Source organism: Terriglobales bacterium, assembly GCA_035543055.1.
Lineage (GTDB): Bacteria > Acidobacteriota > Terriglobia > Terriglobales > Acidobacteriaceae > JAIQFD01.
The window spans coordinates 16132-37710 of record DATKKJ010000160.1 but is presented as its reverse complement, the minus strand read 5'-3'; the positions used below and the strand labels follow the sequence as shown (position 1 = coordinate 37710).

At 64.2% G+C, this 21579-nt stretch carries 21 protein-coding genes; 12 read left to right on the top strand and 9 right to left on the bottom strand.

Annotated features, from left to right (window positions below):
- Positions 1 to 66: 66 nt before the first annotated feature.
- Both VMS96_10915 and VMS96_10910 read left to right on the top strand, forming a co-directional pair.
- Positions 67 to 1254 carry a pyridoxal phosphate-dependent aminotransferase gene (locus tag VMS96_10915; protein ID HVP43935.1) on the top strand — a complete coding sequence of 396 codons (1188 nt, stop codon included), beginning with the start codon at positions 67 to 69 and terminating at the stop codon, positions 1252 to 1254.
- Positions 1255 to 1391: 137 nt separating this feature from the next.
- Entirely contained in the window at positions 1392 to 2507 is a 1116-nt protein-coding gene (locus VMS96_10910; protein ID HVP43934.1) for an NAD(P)-dependent oxidoreductase, read from the top strand.
- A 9-nt stretch (positions 2508 to 2516) separates the two neighbouring features.
- Here VMS96_10910 and VMS96_10905 read toward each other — a convergent pair whose 3' ends face one another.
- The 5 genes from VMS96_10905 to VMS96_10885 all read right to left on the bottom strand — a co-directional run bounded on the left by VMS96_10905 (position 2517) and on the right by VMS96_10885 (position 6294).
- Positions 2517 to 3752 carry an alpha/beta fold hydrolase gene (locus VMS96_10905; GenBank protein HVP43933.1) on the bottom strand — a complete coding sequence of 412 codons (1236 nt, stop codon included), beginning with the start codon at positions 3750 to 3752 and terminating at the stop codon, positions 2517 to 2519.
- 97 nt (positions 3753 to 3849) lie between these two features.
- The gene (gene purQ, locus VMS96_10900; GenBank protein ID HVP43932.1) at positions 3850 to 4545 is read right to left on the bottom strand and encodes a phosphoribosylformylglycinamidine synthase subunit PurQ; all 696 of its coding nucleotides are present in this window, start codon (positions 4543 to 4545) and stop codon (positions 3850 to 3852) included.
- Between the two features lie 101 nt (positions 4546 to 4646).
- Positions 4647 to 5246: a periplasmic heavy metal sensor gene (locus VMS96_10895; protein HVP43931.1), complete on the bottom strand. Its 600-nt coding sequence runs from the start codon at positions 5244 to 5246 to the stop codon at positions 4647 to 4649.
- Positions 5247 to 5726, bottom strand: coding sequence for a hypothetical protein (locus tag VMS96_10890; protein HVP43930.1), 480 nt, complete (start codon positions 5724 to 5726; stop codon positions 5247 to 5249).
- A complete protein-coding gene (locus VMS96_10885) occupies positions 5695 to 6294 on the bottom strand; it encodes a sigma-70 family RNA polymerase sigma factor (GenBank protein ID HVP43929.1) in 600 nt (199 codons plus the stop codon). The genes VMS96_10890 and VMS96_10885 overlap by 32 nt, the downstream gene beginning before the upstream one ends.
- A gap of 92 nt (positions 6295 to 6386) precedes the next feature.
- On the opposite strand from VMS96_10885, the gene VMS96_10880 reads away from it, so the two are divergent.
- The 6 genes from VMS96_10880 (at position 6387) to VMS96_10855 (ending at position 11895) form a co-directional block, all read left to right on the top strand.
- Entirely contained in the window at positions 6387 to 6887 is a 501-nt protein-coding gene (locus VMS96_10880; protein ID HVP43928.1) for an AI-2E family transporter, read from the top strand.
- Between the two features lie 87 nt (positions 6888 to 6974).
- Positions 6975 to 7721 (top strand): YebC/PmpR family DNA-binding transcriptional regulator, encoded by a 747-nt coding sequence (locus VMS96_10875; protein HVP43927.1) that lies wholly within the window; start codon positions 6975 to 6977, stop codon positions 7719 to 7721.
- A gap of 139 nt (positions 7722 to 7860) precedes the next feature.
- Complete coding sequence (locus VMS96_10870) at positions 7861 to 8403, top strand: acyloxyacyl hydrolase (GenBank protein ID HVP43926.1); 543 nt, start codon at positions 7861 to 7863, stop codon at positions 8401 to 8403.
- 109 nt (positions 8404 to 8512) lie between these two features.
- Positions 8513 to 9985, top strand: a complete 1473-nt coding sequence (gene ftcD, locus VMS96_10865) for a glutamate formimidoyltransferase (protein ID HVP43925.1) — start codon at positions 8513 to 8515, stop codon at positions 9983 to 9985.
- A 155-nt stretch (positions 9986 to 10140) separates the two neighbouring features.
- Positions 10141 to 11109, top strand: a complete 969-nt coding sequence (locus VMS96_10860; protein HVP43924.1) for a hypothetical protein — start codon at positions 10141 to 10143, stop codon at positions 11107 to 11109.
- A gap of 216 nt (positions 11110 to 11325) precedes the next feature.
- The gene (locus VMS96_10855) at positions 11326 to 11895 is read left to right on the top strand and encodes a sulfite oxidase-like oxidoreductase (GenBank protein ID HVP43923.1); all 570 of its coding nucleotides are present in this window, start codon (positions 11326 to 11328) and stop codon (positions 11893 to 11895) included.
- A 100-nt stretch (positions 11896 to 11995) separates the two neighbouring features.
- On the opposite strand, the gene VMS96_10850 is transcribed toward VMS96_10855, so the two are convergent.
- The 4 genes from VMS96_10850 to VMS96_10835 form a co-directional block, all read right to left on the bottom strand.
- Complete coding sequence (locus VMS96_10850) at positions 11996 to 12616, bottom strand: SPOR domain-containing protein (GenBank protein HVP43922.1); 621 nt, start codon at positions 12614 to 12616, stop codon at positions 11996 to 11998.
- 22 nt (positions 12617 to 12638) lie between these two features.
- On the bottom strand, positions 12639 to 13412 hold the full coding sequence (locus VMS96_10845; protein ID HVP43921.1) for a slipin family protein: 774 nt from the start codon (positions 13410 to 13412) through the stop codon (positions 12639 to 12641).
- Positions 13413 to 13591: 179 nt separating this feature from the next.
- Positions 13592 to 14911: a nodulation protein NfeD gene (locus tag VMS96_10840; GenBank protein ID HVP43920.1), complete on the bottom strand. Its 1320-nt coding sequence runs from the start codon at positions 14909 to 14911 to the stop codon at positions 13592 to 13594.
- 47 nt (positions 14912 to 14958) lie between these two features.
- On the bottom strand, positions 14959 to 16560 hold the full coding sequence (locus VMS96_10835) for a tetratricopeptide repeat protein (GenBank protein ID HVP43919.1): 1602 nt from the start codon (positions 16558 to 16560) through the stop codon (positions 14959 to 14961).
- Positions 16561 to 16944: 384 nt separating this feature from the next.
- Between VMS96_10835 and VMS96_10830 the strand changes: the two genes are divergently transcribed.
- The 4 genes from VMS96_10830 (at position 16945) to VMS96_10815 (ending at position 21578) form a co-directional block, all read left to right on the top strand.
- On the top strand, positions 16945 to 17610 hold the full coding sequence (locus tag VMS96_10830) for a glycine cleavage system protein H (GenBank protein HVP43918.1): 666 nt from the start codon (positions 16945 to 16947) through the stop codon (positions 17608 to 17610).
- A 299-nt stretch (positions 17611 to 17909) separates the two neighbouring features.
- Complete coding sequence (locus VMS96_10825) at positions 17910 to 18674, top strand: 4Fe-4S dicluster domain-containing protein (GenBank protein HVP43917.1); 765 nt, start codon at positions 17910 to 17912, stop codon at positions 18672 to 18674.
- A gap of 3 nt (positions 18675 to 18677) precedes the next feature.
- Positions 18678 to 19862 (top strand): Ni/Fe-hydrogenase cytochrome b subunit, encoded by a 1185-nt coding sequence (gene hybB, locus VMS96_10820; protein ID HVP43916.1) that lies wholly within the window; start codon positions 18678 to 18680, stop codon positions 19860 to 19862.
- A gap of 3 nt (positions 19863 to 19865) precedes the next feature.
- A complete protein-coding gene (locus VMS96_10815) occupies positions 19866 to 21578 on the top strand; it encodes an ATP-binding protein (GenBank protein HVP43915.1) in 1713 nt (570 codons plus the stop codon).
- Position 21579: the final 1 nt, after the last annotated feature.

The window sequence follows — 21579 nt, the reverse complement described above, 5'->3', positions numbered from 1 at the left end:
GGTTCCTTCCCCCGGTGTCGGTGACGCCGGGAAGCTGCTCATTCTGCATTCATACGAGGTCATTCCATGAGAGCTACACAGACCGAACTGCGCCTGGCACGCCGCATGTCCCGCCTCGGCACCGAGACGGCATTCGAGGTGCTGGTGAAGGCCCGCGCCCTGGAAGCCAAGGGGCGCGACATCGTCCACCTGGAGATCGGCGAACCCGATTTTGACACCCCCGCGAACATCATTGAGGCGGCCACCGACGCCCTGCACAAGGGCTGGACCCACTACGGCCCCTCGGCTGGCCTGCCGACCCTGCGCGAAGCCATCGCGGAAGACGTCAGCCGCTCCCGCCGGGTCAAGGCCACGGCCGATGAAGTTGTTGTTGTGCCTGGTGGCAAGCCAATTATTTTCTTCACGATTATGGCATTGGTTGAAGAAGGGGATGAAGTCATCTACCCCAACCCTGGCTTCCCCATCTATGAGTCGATGATCAACTTCCTGGGGGCCAAGGCCGTCCCCATCCAGCTGCGCGAAGACCGGGACTTCCGCCTGGACGTGAACGAGCTGAAGTCGCTGGTCAACGACCGCACCAAGCTCATCATCCTGAACTCGCCCCAGAACCCGACCGGTGGGGTGATGACCAAGGAGGACAGCCGCGACGTCGCCGAGGCCATCGGCGACCGCGACATCTTCGTCCTCTCCGACGAGATTTACAGCCGCCTGATCTTCGAAGGCGAGCATCACTCCCTGATGTCGCTGGATGGCTGGAAGGACCGGGTCATCCTGCTGGACGGCTTCTCCAAGACCTATGCCATGACCGGCTGGCGCCTGGGATACGGCGTCATGCGCGCCGACTTGGCGCAGCATATCGCCCGCCTGATGACCAACTCCAACTCCTGCACCGCCAGCTTTACCCAGGTGGCGGGCGCGGCCGGATTGCGCGGCGACCAGTCGTCGGTGGACCGCATGTGCAACGAGTTCCGCCGCCGCCGCGACGTCTTCTACGACCGCATCAATCGTATCAAGGGCTTCTCCTGCAAGAAGCCCAAGGGCGCCTTCTACATGTTCCCGAACATCACCCGGACCGGGTGGCCGTCGAAGAAGCTGGCCGACGCCCTGCTGGAACAGGCGGGCGTGGCGGCGCTCTCCGGCACCGCCTTCGGCGCGTTCGGCGAAGGCTATTTGCGCTTCAGCGTCGCCAATTCGATCGAGAACATCAACAAGGCGCTGGACCGCGTCGAGCAGTGGGCCAACAAGAACCTGTAGGTGTTGTGTAGCGCCGGGCGGCCCGCCCGGCGGACTTGGATCAGCAGAGACGTGGTGGGGCGTCTCTGCTTTGCTTTGTACGGTTTCCTTTGTGTCCTTCGTGGAAATCTTTGTGTCCTTTGTGTTGAGGTTTTGACTTGAACGAAAAGAAACGCTTTCGCGTCTTTGCTACCTGCGATATCGGCGACCCGGCCTTGAACATCCTTCGCCAGCGCGGCTATGAGCTCGAGGTGTATCCCAAGCCCGAGCCGCCCCCCAAGAAGCTCATCATCGAGAAGGTCAAGTCGGGCGTGGACGGCCTGATCACCACCCTGCGCGACCCGATTGACGCCGAGGTCTTCGAAGCCGGCAAGGGGACCCTGAAGGGCGTGGCCCAGATCGCCGTTGGCTTCGACAACATCAACCGGGCTGATGCCAACCGCTACAAAGTCCCTTTCACCCATACTGCCGACGTCCTGACCGAGGCCACGGCGGAGTTTGCCTTCTTCATCCTGGCCGCCGCCGCTCGCAAGCTGTGGCCCGCCGAGCATCTCCTGCGCGACAACAAGTGGGAGACCTGGCATCCCTTCCTGCCGTTCCTCGGCGACGAGGTGACCGGGAAGACGCTGGCCGTGATCGGCACCGGCCGCATCGGCCTGGCCCTCATCAAGAAGGCCATCGGCTTCGACATGGACATCCTCTGCTACGACGCGCAGTACCAGAATGAGCGCTTCGTCGCGAATATTCAGACCCTGATGGACCAGCGGGCCGCGACCGGGATTTGCAAGGAACGTCGCCATATCCGCTATGTCGGCCTTGAAGAAGCGCTTCGCCGGGCCGACTTCGTGAGCGTCCATGTGCCCCTGCTGCGGCCCGGGGAATCCGATACCCCGACGTATCACCTGTTCGACGAGAAGACCTTCCGGCTGATGAAGCCCAGCGCTTATCTGGTGAACACTTCGCGCGGTCCGGTGGTGGAGGAGAACGCGCTGTACAAGGCCCTGAAGGAGCGCTGGATCGCCGGTGCTGCCATCGACGTCTTCGAGAAGGAGCCTCTGCCCGCCGATTCGCCCTTGCGCGATCCCGAGATCGCCGACCGGCTGCGCCTGTTTCCCCATTTCGCCAGCGCCGCCACCATCACTCGCCTTTCCCCAGAGCCCGACAAAGGGATGGCCGGGCGCTGCGTGCAGGGGCTGATCGACATGCTGGAAGGCAACTACGGCGGCGACGTCCGCAAGATGCCCTACGTGGTCAACAAGGAGGCGTTCCAGTAACGGGGCGCCCTATCTTCGCCCGCCGCGCACCAGCCGCAAGGAACCACCCGCGTACTGCGCGGCATCTTCTTCAAGGAACGACCGCACCTCACGCGTGAATACCTTCCAGGCGGGCTCGTGTGCCATGACCAGGTGGTTGCGGCTGGGCAGTTCCACGAAGCGCGCACCGGGAATGCGCGACGCCAGCAGCCGGCCCTCCGCGATGGGAACGACCGCATCCCCGGCGCTGTGAAGAACTAAGGTCGGGCAGCGCACGCTGGGCAGCAAGTCCACCACGTTGATGCGTCCCCCGGCGGAAAGCAGCTCGACTGCATTCTCCGGCGACGTGGTCACTCGCTGCAGCTCATTGAACCAGTCGAACTGCTCCGGCGGCGCATCGGGAGTGAACAAGGAGCTCCAAAGCTGTCGGAATGCGGGATTGTCCTTTCCCCAGCCGAACTTGATGAGGGTCAGCAAGGCGGTACGCCGTTCCACCTCCTGCGGGGCGTTGCGCATCGACCAGCCGCGGGCAAATGCGCCGTAGAGGATCATGCGGCTGACCCGCTCCGGGTGCCGGACCGCATACGATACGGCCACCGCGCCTCCCTGCGAGATACCCAGCAGCGCAAAGTGCTTCAGCCCCAGGGTGTCGATCAACTGGTCAAAATCCCGCACCCAGGCCTCGAAGGAGAAGTCCTGGATGTTCCAGTCCGAGAGCCCGTTCCCGCGCTCGTCGTAACGTATGAGCGTGTGCCGGCGGGTGAGTTCGGGGATCCAATGCCGCCAGATAGGGCTCTTCCACTCGAATTCCAGGTGGTTCAGCCAGTTGGCCGCCTTGACCAGCGGCGGCCCGCTCCCCGCTGTGGAGTAGGCGATGCGGACGCCGTCGTCGGTGGTGAAGAAGCAGATCTTCTGCTCCGGGATCTGGGGAGGTCTCTGCACGACAGCCGGTGGCGCTGCGGTGCGGTCGGATTCCGTCACCGGGGCAACGAACCGGTATCCCTGGCGGGGGACGGTTTCGATGTACTGCCCCTGATCTCCCAGCGCTTTGCGAAGGCGCGAGATCGTATGGTCGAGGTTGTTCTCCTCGACGATCGTGTCCGGCCAGACCATCCCCAGGAGTTCGTCTTTCCGCAGCAGCCGGCCATGGTGAGTGACCAAGGCCGCCAGTGTGTCGAACACCTTGCCGCGCAACCGGACCGGTTGGCCGCGCTTGAGGCAGCGCCGTTCCTCTACTTCGAGCCGGAAAGGCCCGAATTCGTACACCTTTTCCGGATGAATAACGACCCCCGCGCTGCATTGTACCCAAGAAGAGAAGCCCGCGTGGGCGCGGGGCTTTTCGCTGAGGATGTGATCCTGACTGCTATCTTGCGGCCAGCGCTCCGACCATGGACTGGAAGACCTTGAACCCATCAGCCGAACCCAGCTGGTCCTCGCTGGCGCGTTCGGGGTGCGGCATCATGCCGAGCACATTGCGGCCCTCGCTGCAGACGCCGGCGATGTTGTCCAGGGATCCGTTGGGATTGGCTTGCGCCGTGATCTGACCCTGGGGGGTCGAGTAGCGGAAGACGACCCGCTCCTGCCGCTGCAACGCGTCCAGCGTGGCCTGGTCGCAATAGTAGTTGCCTTCCATGTGCCCGATGGGGATGCGCAGCACCTCGCCCTTCCGGCAGGCGTTGGTAAAGGGCGTGTCGATGCTTTCCACGCGTACGTGCACGTGCTTGCAGATGTATTTCAGCCCTGAGTTCCTCATGAGCGCGCCGGGCAGCAATCCCGCTTCGCACAGGATCTGGAAGCCGTTGCAGATGCCGATCACCAGCCCGCCCGAGGCGGCAAACTTCTTTACCGATTCCATCACCGGAGCAAAGCGGGCGATGGCCCCGGTGCGCAGGTAATCCCCGTAGGCGAAGCCGCCGGGCACGATGACGGCGTCGCAATCCTCCAAGTCGTGGGTTTCGTGCCAGAGGAAGGTTACCGGTTGCTTGGCCACTTGCCCGGCTACCCAGTAGGCGTCGTGATCGCAGTTGGAGCCCGGGAACACCAGTACGCCGAATTTCATCGCTGCTCTCTCACTTGTAGGGGGATGCCCACAACCAAGTCTAGCATGGAAAAAAGCGGCCGCCATTGCCGGGCAGGGGACCATGGCGGCCGCGGGAAAGACTACTCGTCGTGCTCGGCGCCGGGCGGCGGGGGAGTTGCCTCAGGCGCACCTCCGGGGCCGCGCCGGTAGTAGAAGACGTCCCTCTCCATGTGTGCGCCGGGCTGCGGTACCGGCCCTTCGAAGTGGCGCATGAATGGCCCCTCGCGCTTCTGCTGGATGGCTTGCAGCTTCTTCCACTGCTCCACCGAAAGCGCCCGCCGGATGGCCAGCATCATCATGGTGTTGGTCTTTTCCAGCTTGGCGCGGGCCGCCAGCACCGCATCCACCTGCGCCCCGACCTGTTGCTCGTCCGGGCGATCGGCTTCGATCAGGGGCTGCAGCCTCAGTTCCTGCCGCTCCACCTCGGCACGCAGGTCGATCAGTTTCAGGCGGTAGTCGATGAATGTCTGCTCGATCTGCTTGATCTGGGCATCGCTCAGTTGCAGCTCCTTGACCACGTCCGAATTCTTCCACCATTTGCCCAGCGGTGCGGGCGGAGCCGGAGGCGGCGTGGGAGCCGCGCCCAGCGGCCCTGTATGTCGACGTACTCCAGCCTCCTGGGCGGTGGCTGGGCCGGCGACAAAGAACAGTAACAGTACGATCAGCACAATGCGTTTCATTCAGTTCTCCCTCTTCTCGTGCTTCCTTGAATCGATTGTCATCTCTTGCAGCAGGACGCTGGCCGGCATGAGCGGCTCCGGGGCCCGATGCGCCAGCGAGTGCTGGATGTCGCGCAGCAGCAGGTCGTCGGCGTCGACGGTCTGCACCGCACGGGCCGGCGCCGGGGCTGGCGTCTTGATACTGGAGAGCCCGAAGCTCAGCACCGCCAGGGCCGCCATGGCCGCGATCGGCCAGCGCAAACACGGCCTCTGCTGCGTCAACCGCTCCCTCATCCGCGCCCGCTGACGTATCCAGAAGTGCTCGGGACGGTCGGCGGCCCCGCTCAACTCGCCCCGCAGAGCGTCACGCAAGGTGGCAAGCTCGGTGACCTCGGACGAACATGCGGTGCAACGCGCCACATGCCTCGTCGCCTCGTCGATCCCCTCGCCGGCCAGCAGTTCGCCGACTTCAGTGTCGTTCAGGTGTCGTTCTAACTGCATACTCCCTCACTCGTTGCCGAACGGTGGAGACGGCCCGTGCAAGGTGCGCCTTCACCGTCCCGACCTGCATCCCGGTGGCTTCGGCGATCTGCTCCAGCGGCAGCTCCTCGACGAAGCGCAGCAGGAAGACTTCGCGCTGCCGTGGAGAGAGACCGTCCACTATGTGCCAGACCTGCGAAAGCTGCTGCGAGGCGATCAGCCGCTGCTCCGCGGATGAACCGCGGTCCCTGGCGCTGGCCATCGCCTCTTCACGCTCCTCGACCGGAGTGGCGAATAGCCGCTGCCAGAAGTGCGTGCGCCGGTTGCGGGCGTGGTCGCGGGCCAAGTTGATGGCGATCGAGACCAGCCAGGTCGCCACGCTGGAGTCTCCGCGGAAGGCGGCGCGCTTCTGGTAGGCGCGCACAAAGCATTCCTGGGTCAGGTTGTCGGCCGTGTCGGGGTCCCGCACCAGGCCCAGCAGGATGCGGTAGATCCGCTGCTGGTACTCGGGGACCAGCCGCTCGAAATCAAGCGGAGTCACCCCTTCCGCGAACCGCCCGGCGGCCGTGATCTCGAGCGCGTCTTCCATACCCGGCTGTTACCCTATCTGACGGATTTCCCTTGGCGAGGTTTACAGCGAACGGTGGAATCTCGGTTCGATAGCATCTAAGCAGGGAAGACATGGATCTTCAAGACCACCTGCGCACCACCGGCTCGGCCCTGCACCGCTGGTTCGTCGCCCAGACCTACGACTCGCTGATCGTCGGCGGCATCTGGCTGGTGGGGCTGTGGATCATCGGCGTGCCCTGGGCTCCGTTCTGGGCACTGCTCGCCTTCGCGTTTCAATATGTTCCCCACTTCGGTCCCATCCTCTCGCTGATCGGCCCCGCCTTTGCCGGCGTGACCAGCGGCGGCGGCATGCGCCTGATTTACGTCCTGATCCTGTACGCGACGATCGCCGTTGCCGACGGCCTGGTGCTCCAGCCGTACATCATGAAGCGGACGGTGAAGGTACCCATCTGGGCCTCCATCCTGACCCCGCTGGTGCTCGGCTTCTTCTTCAACTTCATCGGAGTGCTGGTCTCGGCGCCGCTGCTCGCGGTCCTCTACACCTACAAGGCCCGTACCCGACAGCCGGAGGTCCTTCCGCCCGACCCGCGTCCGCAACAGCTTCGGCGTTAGCCAGCGACTAGCGACCAGCGACTAGCGACTGCTATAATCCGCGATTGCCTTCATCTCTGCTGGTCCCCCCAGCACGCGAGGTTTCGCATGTCCGGCCATTCCAAATGGGCCACCATCAAACACAAGAAGGGCGCGCTGGACGCCAAGCGCGGCAAGATCTTCACCCGCCTGATCAAGGAGATCACCATGGCGGCCAAGGGCGGGGGCGATCCCGACAAGAATCCGCGCCTGCGCGGAGCTATTGCCGCCGCCAAGGCGGAGAACATGCCCGCCGACAACATCAAGCGCGCCATCCAGCGTGGTACCGGCGAACTCCCCGGCGTCAGCTACGAAGAGTTCACCCTGGAAGGCTACGGGCCGGGCGGGGTGGCCATGCTCATCGAGATCTCCAGCGACAACCGCAACCGCACTGTCAGCGAGATCCGCCACGTCCTGACCAAGAACGGCGGGAACATGGGCGAGGCCGGTTCGGTCGCCTACATGTTCCACAAGAAAGGTTCGGTCACCATCCCCAAGTCCGCGGTGAAGGAAGACGACCTGATGGGCGTCGTGCTCGACGCCGGCGCCGAAGACCTGCGCGACGATGGCGAGAACTGGGAAGTCGTCACCGACCCGCACAGCTACGAGCCCGTGCTGGCGGCGGTGAAGAAGGCCAATCTGCCGGTTACCACGTCGGAGATCGCCATGCTGCCCCAGACCTACGTGAAGCTGGAAGGGCAGCAGGCCGGCACGATGATCCGCCTGCTGGAGGCGCTGGAGGACCACGACGACGTCCAGCACGTGTACTCCAATTTCGATATCGACCAGAAGGCGCTGGAGGAAGTGGCGAGTTAGTCGCTAGTCGTCAGTCGCCGGTCGTCAGCCAAGCCGCCCCAGGGGGCGGCTTCTTCTGTGCACCGTGCTTTGTTTGCTATCGCCAAACCGTCTCCACTCCTGCTAATTTCTTCGGAACCGCATGCCAAGGAACGACCTGATGAGACTGGCCGCCGTCATTCTGCTGCTCTGTGTCTCTGTTGCCGCGCAAAACTCCAACTCCATCCACAAAGGCGCCTGGGAGCTCGGTATCTGGACGGGTGGCGGAACCTGGGTCCCCGGCGGGACCGAAGACACGCAGGTCTGGAACGCGGGCCTGCGGGTCGGATATCTGCTCACCGACCATTTCGAGTACGCCGTCGATCTGATCCCCGCCTACGTGGTCTTCCAACCGGTGGAGAACTCTTACGGCGGCGGATTCACGCCCGTCTTGTTGAAATACAACTTCTCTGCCGGGAAGAAGGTGGTGCCCTACCTGGAGGGAGGAGCGGGGCTTCTCTTCACCAATCACGACGTGCCTTTCGGCACCAATGCGGTGAACTTCACGCCTCAAGCTGCAGCGGGGTTGCAGTTCTTCATTCAGCACAACCGTTCCATCAATCTCGCAGCGCGGTACGTGCATATCTCCAACGCCGGCCTCGCCTCTCCCAACCCGGGTATCAACACCATCCAGTTCACGCTCGGATATCACTGGTGGAAATGACGCCGGCGTCATCCTGAGCGACCTCGGTCGCGAGGGATCTCTTGTGCAGTTGCGACCGGCTTGCTAACCCGCTATCCTCGACTGTTTCAATTCATCCGGCAGGCTTGTTATGTCTCTCGTCGAATGTGTCCCCAACTTCTCCGAAGGCCGCGACAAAGCCAAGGTTGACGCCATTGTCGCGGCGATGAAGCTCCCCGGCGTCTTCCTGCTGGATCGCGAGATGGACGCCGACCACAACCGCTGCGTCATCACCATCGTGGGCGACCGCGACGCCATCGCCGAGGCCGCTATCCGCGGCGTGGGCAAGGCCGCGGCGCTCATCGATCTGACCAGGCACCAGGGGGCGCATCCGCGCCTGGGCGCCGCCGATGTGGTGCCGTTCATCCCCATCGAGGGCGTGACCATCGACGACTGTGTGACCATCGCCCGCAAGGTCGGCGAGGAGATCTGGAAGCGCTACCAGATCCCCGTCTATTTTTACGAAGCCGCCGCCACCACCCCGGAGCGCACCAACCTGGAGAACATCCGCCGTGGCCAGTTCGAGGGCATCCGCGACGAGATCGCCACCAACCCTGCGCGCAAGCCCGACGTCGGCGAGCCGCGCGTCCATCCCACCGCCGGCGCCACCGTGGTCGGCGCCCGCAAGTTCCTCATCGCCTACAACATCTACCTGAATACCCCCGACGTAGAGATCGCCAAGAAGGTGGCCAAGGCCATCCGCTTCTCGACCGGCGGCCTGCGCTACGTCAAGGCCGCGGGATTCCCGGTGCGCGGCCTGGCCCAGGTCTCGATGAACCTCACCGACTTCGAGCAGACGCCGGTGGCCCGCGTCTTCGAGTTCGTGAAACGGGAAGCGGCCCGCTACGGCGTGATGCCGCTCTCCAGCGAGATCGTCGGGCTCATCCCCAAGAAAGCCCTGGAGCAGGCCGCCGAGTGGTTCCTTCAGGTGGAGAATTTCGATTCCTCGCTGATCCTGGAGAACCGCCTCGCCGCCATCATGGGCGGAAAGATGGCGGTCGGAGGACTGCGCGGGGGCGTGGAACCGTTCGTGGAACAGCTGGCGGCGCCGACGGCGACCCCCGGAGGCGGCAGCGCCTCCGCCGCGGCCGGCGCCATGGCCGCCGGCCTGGCCCACATGGTGGCCGCCATGTCCCGCGGCAAGAAGAACTACCTGCAGTATGACCGCGAGCTGGGCGAAGCCATCGCCCGCCTTTCACAGCTCCGCGAGGAGTTGAAAGCAGCCATTGACGCCGACGCCGCCTCCTACGATTCCGTGGTCAAGGCCTACAAGGCGGCCAAGGAGTCTCCCAACGGCGATTCCGCCATCAACGCCGCCTTGCGCCAGGCGACCAACGTTCCCCTGAGTGTTGCCGAGCGGAGCGCGGAGGTCGGCCGCATCACCGGCTCGCTGAAGGCCATCACCAACCCCAAGATGGCTTCCGACCTGACCGTGGCCGCCGCACTTTCCCGCGCCGCCGTCGAAGGCGCCTTGGCGAATGTGGACATCAACCTCGAGTCTCTGACCGATCACGAGTTTGTTTCCGAGACCCGCCGGAAGACCGCGGCCCTGAAACCTGCATGAGTCTTGCTGAGCACCGAGTGCTTCTCAAGTCACCCGAAACCTTCTCTTGGGAGCAGGGTTTCGGTGGTATAAACGTGCTAAGCAGAGATGTTCCCGTCCAACCACAGCTCCGCCGGGAACATCTTTCCGGCATCGAATCCGAACAATGAGGTCCTATGAAGCGTAGTGTGCTGATTCTGTTGGTTCTGCTGCTGGCGCTGCCGGCGATGGCGGCCACCCTGGGGACGGCGGCCAATGCCGTGATTCCCGCCGAGGTGCAGCAGATCATCTCCGTGGATTATCGCCGGGTGACCAATTCCGAGACCGCCATGGCCTTGAAGGGCCGCGTGCTGCCGGAAAACCTGAAGCAGTTCGAGACGGCCCTGCGCGCTGTGGGCATCGACCCTGCCACTCAGATGGACAGCCTGACCTTCGTCTCCTACCGCGTCACCATGCCGCCCCCCAAAGACAACCCGGAGGCCAAGCCGAAGTCCACGTTGAAGGTCATGGGCGTTGCCAACGGGCAATTCGGGCGCTCCCGCGTGGTCGCCCGCATGCAGAAGAAGGGAATCAAGCCCGCCATGTACCACAAATCGGCCATCTACCCCATGGGCAACGGGATGGAGATGGCGTTCCTCGACGACTGGACCCTGGTCTTCGGAGACTCGAGCGCGGTGAGGAACGCGCTGCAGACCCGTGACGGGGACAAGCGCAGCCTCAACAGCAACGCCGATGTCACCGACCTGATCCAGTCGGTCAGCGGAGGCGCGGTGTGGAGCGTGCTCGACGCCGAGGGGACGCGGAACATGATGCGCTCGGCCCTGGGTGACGCCGCCGGCCTGGCGGATTACGAAACGGTCAAGAAGCGTCTGTCGGGCTCTTACTACACCATGGACTTCAACAATGGCGTCAACTTCGACCTCAGCGTGCTGACCGCCGACAACATGACCGCGGCCACGCTCTCCTCGCTGGTCAAGGCGGGCCTGATGTATCGCAAGATGAACGCCAAGGGCTCCGAACAGTACGCCCTGGAGAACACCACCGTGGAGTCGGACGCCTCCACCTTGAAGGTCCACTTCAAGAGCGATGACCAGCGCTTCCAGTCGTTGCTCCAGACCGACCTGTTTACCGCGGTCTCGCGCTGATTCCTGAGTCTGCCTGGGCCGGGCCTCGTCCCGGCCCTTTTCTTTCGTACATCCTGAGCGAACTCCCGTTAGGGATGAGCGTGAGGACCTACCGTTGGCAGCTCGCAGCGAGCCCCACGGCAGTGGGGCGACGCCGGTTGTGCAACTTTCCTCTCCGGCGTGAATCACAACGTCATGCTCTTCGAAGGCAATGAGCGGAAGGAGCTTGAGCTCCGGATGAAGGAGGCGCATCGCCTGCCTCCCGGTCAGGCGGCCACGCTCAAGTGGCCGGTGCTGCATTACGGCTCGGTGCCCGGTTTCGATCCCGCCACCTGGGATTTCAAGGTCTGGGGCCTGGTCGCGGGCCCGGTGAAACTCGCCTGGGATGGATTCAACAAGCTCCCCCGGACCCAGGTGACCTCCGACTTCCACTGCGTCACCCGCTGGAGCCGCTTCGACAATCGCTGGGAGGGCGTGTCCTTTCGCGAGATCTTGCGCCTGGCGCGGCCGAAACCCGAAGCCAGGTGCGTCCTGGTCCACGCCGAACAGGGCTTCACGGCCAACGTTCCGCTCGCCGATCTCGACCGTCCCAATGTCCTCTTCGCTACCCATCACGACGGGCAAGCGCTCAGCCCCGAGCATGGATACCCGCTGCGCCTCATCGTTCCCCATCTGTACGCCTGGAAGTCGGTGAAGTGGGTCCGGGGCCTGGAGTTCCTGGAGAACGACGCGCCCGGTTTCTGGGAGCAGAACGGCTACCACATGTACGGAGATCCGTGGAAGGAACAGCGCTTCGATACGGATTAGATGCAGAGGCAACGAGGAACGCAGAAGGCAGATTGCAGAAGTAAGACTCCAGAAGGCATTTACTTCTGCATTCTGACTTCTGCGATCTGATTTGTCCTTGCTACTTCTTTACGATTGCGTTGTATCCGTCGCCCGCCAGCTTCGCCTTCATGTCTTCGGCTTGCCGGAGTTCGGCGAAGGGCCCGATCTGCACCCGGATCAGCTTGTCATTGGCGGTGTTCATCACGAATACCGGATAGCTCTTCTTGCGCAGGGCGTCGGCCAGGGCTTCCGCGTCTTCCTGTTTGGCGACCGCCGCCACCTGCACCACGTAGCCGGCCCCGGAATGCATCTCGGGAGCGGGCGCCTGCTTGGGAGCCGCGGCTGGCGTGGCGGGCGCAGCGGACGGTGGAGCCTTGGCCTCAGCGGCCGGCGTCAGCTTGGCGGCGACCTCTTTCTGCTCCGTGGACTTGTAGAAGGTGAGGTCGGCCTGACTGGGCGCCGTCGGGGGCGCGCCAGCGTCCGTGGATGCCGCAGTCGGCGGGGTGCGGGCCGGGGTCGGCTTCGGGCCCGCCTGCACCACCGACGGTCCGCCGTCCGTGATCAGCGATCCCGCGGGCGTCGCATTCTTGCCCATCGAGTATCCCAGGCCGAAGAAGATGGCGCAGACCACCACCATCCCGAAGAACAGTCCCAGCAGTTTTCCTGTGCCCAAGGTTACCTCCACGTCTTGTTCCGGCATTCGATTCTCCGCTCTTTTAGATCTATGACTTCGGTTTACCCAGCGATTGTTCCAGCAGCTTCTGGATATTGCCGATGATGTCGATCGGCACCGGGAAGACGATGGTGGTGTTCTTCTCCACCCCGATCTCGGTGAGCGTCTGCAGGTAGCGCAGTTGCAGCGCGATGGGCTCGGTCGCGAGGAGGTGCGCCGCCTCCACTAGGCGCTGCGCCGCCGCGAACTCGCCCTCCGCGTGGATCACCTTGGCGCGCTTCTCGCGCTCCGCTTCGGCCTGCTTCGCCATGGCCCGCAGCATGGATTCCGGTAGGTCCACCTGCTTGACCTCGACGTTCACCACCTTCACGCCCCAGGGCGCGGTGTGCGTGTCCAGGATGCTCTGGATGCGCGTGTTCAGCATGTCGCGGTGGGAGAGCAACTGGTCCAACTCGACCTCGCCCAGCACCGAGCGCAGGGTGGTCTGGGCGAACTGCGAGGTCTGGTAGAGATAGTTCGAGACCTGCACCACCGCCTTGTTGGAGTCGATCACGCGCAGGAAGATGACGGCGTTGACCTTCAGGGTCACGTTGTCGCGGGTGATGATGTCCTGGGGCGGGACCTCCAGCGCCTCCTGCCGCAGCGAGATGCGCACCATGCGATCCACGGGAGCGAACACCAGGATGATTCCCGGGCCCTTCGCCTCCGCCAGCAGGCGGCCCAGCCGGAAGATGACGCCGCGCTCGTATTCCGCCAGGATCTTGATCGAACTCAGTATGTATAAGCCGACGATGACGATGACAACCACGCCGAAGCCCGGCATAAGAACGCCTCTTTCTCGTGAACTGTGTTGCTGTCGCGGATTGTACTGCGAAAAGGAAGTACCCGGTACCCAGTACTCGTTACCCAGTATTCAGAAGGGTACGAACATGGTTCGGAAACAGTAAGTCGCGCCGTCGCTCAGCCACTTTGGACTCTGGACTCTGCGCTATGCACTGTGGACTATGCTCTGGCCGGCTGCGCCGCCTCGTGCCGTACCGGCTCGACCTCCAGGGCCAGGCCGTCCACCCGCACCACCCGCACCTGCTCACCGAGCTGTACGGGCGCAGTCGAATAGGCGTCCCAGAGCTCGCCGTTGACGAAGACCTTGCCTTGGGGTGTCAGCGGGCTGCGCACCACGCCCACCGTCCCCACCAGTCCCTGCTCGCCGGTCACCACCTTGTTTCGTCGCGCTCGCAGCACCAGAGTCATCAGGAAAACGGTGATCCCTGCCAGCGGGATGCTGACCGCCAGCGCGGTCACCAGCTTGACCCGCATCTCCGGGATAGGTCCGTCCACCAGCAGCATGGCCCCGAGCACCATCAGGGCGATGCCGCCCACCGCCAGCACGCCGTGCGATTGGAACTTGGCTTCGAGCGCGAACAGCACGAACGCGCCCACGATCAGGGCCAGCGCCGCAAACCTTGTCGGCAGGATGTTGAGCGCGAACAGCGCCAGCAGGATGCAGATGAACCCCACCACTCCGGGCGCCACCGCGCCGGGATGGTTGAACTCCACGTACAGGGCCAGCATGCCGATGGCAAAAATGATGAAGGCCACGTTGGGGTCCATCATCCAGGCCAGGATGCGCTGCTTCAGCGACATGTCGTACTCGACCACCGCCTGGCCCGCGGTATGGAGCACGGCCGTCGTGCCGTTGAAGCGGGTGACGGTCTTGCCGTCCAGTAGCTTGAGCAACTCCGCCTCGTTCGGTGCGACGTAGTCTATGAGATGTTCCTTGAGCGCCTCCTGTTCGGTCCAGGACTTCGACTGCCGCACCGCGCTCTCCGCCGCCTCCACGTTGCGCCCCCGTTTGGAGACGAACGACCGCATCCAGGCAGCAGTATCGTTCTCGACCTTCGTTTTCATCACATCATCCTGTTTCGCTTCGGTCATGAACGGAGAAAAAGCGACCGGGTGCGCCGCCCCGGTGTTGGTGCCTGGAGCCATCGCCGCTACGTCCGCTGACTCCAGGATGAAGAAGCCCGCCGACGCTGCCCGGCTCCCGCTGGGCGCGACATAAACGATCACCGGCACCGGGGACGCTTCGATCTTCTCGATGATGGAGCGGGTGGAGTCCACCAGGCCGCCCGGCGTTCGCAGCTGGATCAGGACCGCCTCCGCTTTGCGCTGCTTGGCGAATTCCAGCGCCCGCCCGATGTACTCGTCGGTGATGGGGTGGATCATGTCGTCCACCACGATCTTCACCACGTCCGCCGCTAACGGGGAGGAGAGGAGGAAAAGAAAGATGGCAACAAGTAGGTTCTTTGTGGTGCGCCTCATTGGACGCCTCCGCAATCTCACTGAGTACCGAGTACTGAGTACTCAGTTTACCGCTGGCCCTTCTCCGCCAGCTTGGCTTGCACCGTGCGCTGCAAAGCCGCCGCCGAAGCATTGTCCGGTTCCAGCGCCAGGGCGCGGCCGATCGCCTGCAAGGCGGCCGCAGGATTATTGTCGCGCAGGTCGAGCCGGGCCAGCACCAGATAAGCTTCGGCCGAGGGCTGTATGCGCACCGAGGCGCGCGCCTCATTGCGCGCCCCCGCCACGTCCCCGGTCGCCTCCAGCACTGTCGCCAGCCCGGCGTGCGCCGCCCCGTTATTCTGGTCGAGCGAGATGGCTTCGCGGAACTCGTGTTCGGCCTCGCCCACGAACCCCCGCCCCAGCAGCTCCCGTCCCCGCTCGATGTGATAGGTCGCGTGCACCCGCGGGGGCTGCTTGGCCATGCGCAGCTCGGCCACGTTCTCGATCTCCTGGGAAAGCTGCCGGAACGAGGCTTCCTCGTAGTTGCGCTTGATGCGTTCCAGCGGGACCCTCGCCGCCGGCGTGCGCCCGCCGCGCGGACCGGGGGACTGGGGCGGGGCATCGTTGGTGGCCAGGTCCAGCACGGCCTTGGCCTCGCTGTCGTAGGGACGCAGCGCCAGCGCCTCGCGCGCCTGCTTCGCCGCTCCCGCCCGGTCACCGGCCCGGTAGAGCGCAGCCGCCAGGTTGTAGCGGTAATCGGCGTCCGCCGGGTCGGCCTCCACCGCACGTTCGAAATACCCGACCGCATCCTTCTGACCCCGCCGGCTGGCCACCACCCCGAGATTGTTGTACACCTCGGTCAAGGGAAGGCGCGACGCCACGAATGCGAAAGCGCCCTCCGCCGCCTCGTACTGCCCCAGATAGTAGTCTGAGAGGCCGAGGAAGAAATTCGCCTCCTTGGCGCTGGCGTCGCTCTTTGGGATCTTGGCCAGCCAGCGGGCGGCTTGCTCGAACTCGCGCTGTTCGAAATACGTCTTTCCCAGTTCGAGGATGGCCTCGTAGTAATCGGGCTTGAGGCGGATGGCGGCGAGCAGTTGGCGGGCCCGCTCCGGCCCCGGCCCGGCAATCATGGCCCGCACGTAGGCCTCCAGCGCGTCCAGGCGGATGGGCTGCGACGCCTTCACGAATCCGTTCCTCGAGGTCACCAGCATCGGGTTCAGCAGCCGCATCACGTCCCAGGCGAGCGCGGTCTGGATGTCGATGAGCTTGACCAACGGCCCCGATTCCTGGACCTCGGGATGGAGCCGCAGCTTGCCCATGTCGAGCAGTTGGGCGCTGGCGGTGAACGTCTGTCCGTCGAAGGTATAGCGCCCCATCACCAGGTAGTCCACGTCCATCTCCTCGGCGATGCGGTAGGCGGTGGCGCGTGAGGGCCGCAGGCTCAGCGGCACGCCCAGCCGCTCGAAGGCGGCCATGCGGTCTGAGCGGGAGTACATGATCAGCGAGGGGATCGACATGCGCTGGCCCAGGACCTCGGGGAACGACTCGCCGATCCATTCGATCCCTGGCGCCTTGGAGGCATTCTCGAACGGCAGGATCACCAGGGTCTGGCTGGCGCCAGGAAGATGCTGCGCTACCGACCCGCTGCAGAGCAGGAGAACGACCAGCCCCAGATGAATGGCCCGCTTCAAGGCGCTTCGATTATCGCATGTGATGCGCAGGCGTCTGGCTGCGAACACGGTGCGCGAAGGGCCATTGAATTCTTCCATGAGGTGCGCTGCGAAAATCAACTACACATCGTCCCGGCGTAACCTACTGATTTTGCTGAGGCGATGAAGTGATTAACGGGGTTCTGTTGCAAAACGCTGCTGCAAAAATCAGCGACGAGGCGATTGGGAACACAACAGCTCCGCTGAGCCGGCTCCCCGAGAATCCCTCACAACTCCTTAACTCCTAACAGGTTACGGCGACTCCCATGCGGCTTATTCCCGCTTGGCAAGAGCGGCCACCGACTTGCCTTAGGTAAAGGTGGAACGTGGCGCAGAAACGAAAGGACCCACGCCAGGAGGCTCGTCATGACCGTCATTCTCGTACTCGCGACCTTCATCGCCTTCCTCATCGTCGACTACTTCTACAGCAAGCGCATGCTGCGCCCGGCGGTGCAGCCCATGCTGGCGACCGCGGCCGGACGCCGGCCGCAACCCAATATCGTCTCTGGATTCCTGCTCCCCGAGGGCCTGCGCTACCACCCCGGCCACACCTGGGCACAGAGTGAAGGCCCGAAGCTGGTCCGGACCGGCCTCGACGACTTCGCCGCCCGGCTGGTGGGCAAAGTGGAGAAGATCACGCTGCCACAGCGCGGACAATGGGTCCGCCAGGGACAGAAGATCGTCACCCTGCATCGCAACGGGATCGCCACCGACCTGGTGTCGCCGGTGGAAGGTGTCGTGACCGAGATCAACGATGGAGCGGCCGCCGATCCCGAGCGCGCCCGCCGCGATCCCTACGGCGAAGGCTGGCTGGTGGCGGTCGAAGCCCCCGATGCCAAGCTCAACTTCCGCAACTTGCTCTCCGGCGACCTCGCCCGCTGGTGGATGGAAGAAGCCGCGGCGCGGCTGCGCAAGCACCTGCCCATGGCGGAGGGCGCCATGGCCGATGGCGGCATGGCCATCGACGATCTGGGTGGCCAGCTCCCCGACCTGGATTGGGGCAAGGTCACCCGCGAATTCTTCCTGAGCTGAGTGCGATGGCGATCCTCCTGGCCCAAAGCGCAGCGGCGGCGCCGGCAAATCCGGAGCCGCCGCTCCGTCTTTGCAGCGATGAATTTCTCCGCTGTGTGCCAGCAGCCCCAAAAACCTGCGCTGATTTCCTCAGCACAAACCAGCACTCTCCAGAGAGTGCACTCCGGCTTGTGCACCGCCGGCCGAAGTCCTTACCAACCCATCACTTGCACCACTTCATTTACTGCTACAGAGCCTCTACTCCGGCAGGCCGCTTGCCTCCACCTGGGTGGGTGTTCTGTGCGGAGGCGTGAACCATCATGAGCAAGGCGATCCTGTACGACGCCACCCTGTGCATCGGCTGCAAGGCCTGCGAGCAGGCCTGCGCCGAACGCAATAAGCTCCCTTACAACGAGACCATCGCCGCCGAAGAGAAGCAGTCGGCGCACAAGTTCACCGTCGTCCTCGCCAGGAACGACAAGTTCATGCGCCGCCTGTGCATGAACTGCAACGATCCCAGCTGCGCTTCGGTCTGCCCGGTCGCCGCCCTGCGCAAGACCGCCGACGGCCCGGTGATCTACGAAGAGGCCCGCTGCATGGGCTGTCGCTATTGCATGGCGGCCTGCCCCTTCGGTGTCCCCAAGTACGAGTGGAGCAAGGCCCTGCCGGCGGTGAAGAAGTGCGACATGTGCTCCGACCGGCTGGCGGCGGGCAAGGTGACCGCCTGCACCGAGGCCTGTCCCACCGGGGCCACCAAGTTCGGCACGCGCGACGAGCTGTTGGCGGAAGCCCACGAGCGCATCCGGCAGAACCCGGGCAATTACGTCAATCACGTGTATGGGGAGACCGAGGTCGGCGGTACCAGCGTGCTCATGCTCTCCTCGGTCGCCTTCGAGGGCTTTGGCTTCCGCACCGACCTGGTCCACGAGCCGTTGCCCATGTTCACCTTCCGCGTGCTCTCCCGCATTCCCGACCTGGTGGGACTGGGCAGCGTTCTGCTGGGAGGCATCTGGTGGATCACCCACCGCCGCGAAGAGGTCGCCGCTCGCGAAGCCGCGGCCAAGAACCACAAGGAGGTGCGCTAGGCCATGAAGCAGAGACTGATGAAGTTCACCTTCTGGAAGGTTGTTTTCCTGTTCATCATGGCCATGGGCGCCTATGCCACCGTGCTGCGTTTCGCCTACGGCCTGGGCGCCTCCACCAACCTCAGCGACGAGTTTCCCTGGGGCCTTTGGATCGGCTTCGACGTCCTCTGCGGCGTCATGCTGGCCGCCGGCGGCTTCACCCTCATGGCCGCCGTCCATGTCTTCAACCTCGAACGCTTCAAGCCCATCATCCGGCCCACTGTTCTTACCGCATTCTTAGGTTACGTGCTGGTCTGTGTCGCCTTGATGTATGACCTCGGACGCTACTACCGCATCTGGCACCCGCTCGTCATGCGCAATCCGCATTCCGTGATGTTCGAGGTGGCCTACTGCGTCATGCTCTACACCACGGTGCTGGCGCTGGAATTCGCGCCCATCGTGTTCGAGAAGTTCCGCATGTCGAAGGCGCTGCGCATCATGCACGCCGTCAGCATCCCTCTGGTGTGCGTGGGCGTGATCCTCTCCACCCTGCACCAGTCCTCGCTGGGCACGCTCTACCTGATCATGCCCAACAAGCTGCACCCCTTCTGGTACAGCCCGCTGCTTCCGGTCTTCTTCTTCCTCTCGGCGATCGGCGTCGGGCTGGCCATGACCATCTTCGAAAGCAGCCTGAGCTCCAAGTATTTTCACCGTCAATTGGAGATGCCGTTGCTGTCGGAACTGGGCCGCATCCTGGTGGTGGTGCTGATGATCTACGGTGTTATCCGCACTCAGGACCTGTACCACCGGGGCGTCCTCAAGCTGTTGCTGGTCCCCAGTTATGAGCGCCCCTTCTTTCTGGTCGAGGCCCTGCTGACCGCCGTTCCCATCGCGCTGCTGCTCTCCAAGCGCGTGCGCGCCAGCGCGGGCGGGCTTTACCTGTCGGCGGTGCTGGCTCTGCTGGGTTTCATCACCAACCGGCTGAACGTGAGCATCACCGGCATCGAAGGATCGGCCGGCATGCATTACGTCCCCAAGTGGACGGAAATGGCGGTGACCGCGGCCATCATCGCGGCGGGATTCGCCCTGTTCGGCGCCGCCGCCAAGTACTTGCCCATCTTCCCCGAGGAGCAGCCAGCGCCGGCGACGCTGCCGGCGGCGGCAGTGCGCTCGGTGGCTCTAGCCGAGGAAGTGGTTCCGGGAGACTGAGGCGTGGCGCACCCCCCCCCAATCCGTCTCCCCGCCGATCGAGAGACCCCCGGCGCGTCGCCCCCCGGCGCGCCGGGGTATCGGCGCTTCCGCCGGCTGACCCAGAGCTTGAGCGCGAAGCTGGTCGTGGTCCTGCTGATCGCCATGGTGGCGATCTTTTCGCTTTTGGGCTATCTCAACATCCGCCTCCACCGCAAGCACCTGGAGCAGTTCACGCTGGCCAACGCGGAGCGCATCAGCGACGTCATCAAGCGCAGCACCGAGTATCACATGTTGCACAACAACCGGGTGGCGCTCTACGAGCAGATCCGCACCACCGGCGCCGAGCCCGGCATCCTGCGCATCCGCATTTTCAACCAGGAAGGGCGCATCAGCTTCTCCACCGACGACCGGGAAGTGAACAAGTACGTCGATAAGAGCGCCGAGGCCTGTTACGCCTGCCACGCCAAGGCCCAGCCGCTGGCCCGTCTCGACCGTCCCGACCGCTTCCGCATCTTCCGGCCGAATGGGGAGCGCGTTCTGGGAATCATCACGCCCATCGAGAACAAGCCCTCGTGTTCCAACGCCGAATGCCATGCCCACCCCGCCGAACAGAAGATCTTGGGCGTGCTCGACACCGACCTCTCGCTGGCGCCCGTCGACCGCCAGATCGCCCAGGATACCCGGCAGATGGCCGGATACACCTTCGTTGGCGTCGCGGTCGTCGTCATCCTGACCGGCGTCTTCGTCTGGAGGCTGGTCCACATTCCAGTCAAGTCCTTGAAGGTTGGCACGGAGCGCCTGGGCAAGGGACAGCTGGGATATCAGATCACGGTCGGCTCCCGCGACGAGCTGGGCGAGCTGGCCGAGTCATTCAACCGCATGAGCCGCGACCTCCGTGAGGCCCGGGAAGAGGTCACCTCCTGGACCCACACCCTCGAGGAGCGGGTGGAGGAAAAGACCCGCGAGCTCAAGCGCGCCAACGATCACGCCTTGCAAGTGGAGAAGATGGCCTCCATCGGCAAGCTGGCGGCCACCGTCGCCCACGAGATCAACAACCCGCTGGCCGGCATCCTCACCTACTCCAAGCTGCTGCGCAAGTGGGCCGGCCACACTCCCTGGAAGGAAGAACGCCGCAAGGAGGTTTGCGGCGCCCTGGAGCTGATCGAATCGGAGAGCCGCCGCTGCGGCGACATCGTCAAGAACCTGCTCACCTTCTCCCGCTCCGCCCCCATGAACCTGGAATGGGTGTCGTTGAACCCCATCGTGGACCGCTGCCTGCGTCTGGTGAAGCACCAGTTAGAGCTGGGCAACATCACCCTCAACGCCGAGCTGGCCCCCGACCTGCCGAACGTGGAATGCGACGCCGCCCAGATGGAGCAGCTGGTGCTCGCGCTGGTGCTGAACGCCATCGATGCCATGCCGCGTGGCGGCACGCTGGCCGTCCGCACCCGACTGGTGCCGGAGCACGCCAAGGTCCTGCTTCAGGTTCAGGACGACGGCACCGGCATCTCCCCCGAAGCGCGGGCCAACCTCTTCGAGCCTTTTTACACCACCAAGGACCGCGGCACCGGATTGGGGCTGGCCATCAGCAAGGGCATCGCCGATCGTCACCGCGGCCACATCGAGGTCGAGTCCGAGCCCGGCAAGGGCTCGACCTTCAGCGTCACGCTTCCGCTCGACGGAGTGCTGGGGGCGCAGCCCAAGCCGCCTGAAGCGGTGGCCGCAAAGGAGTGAT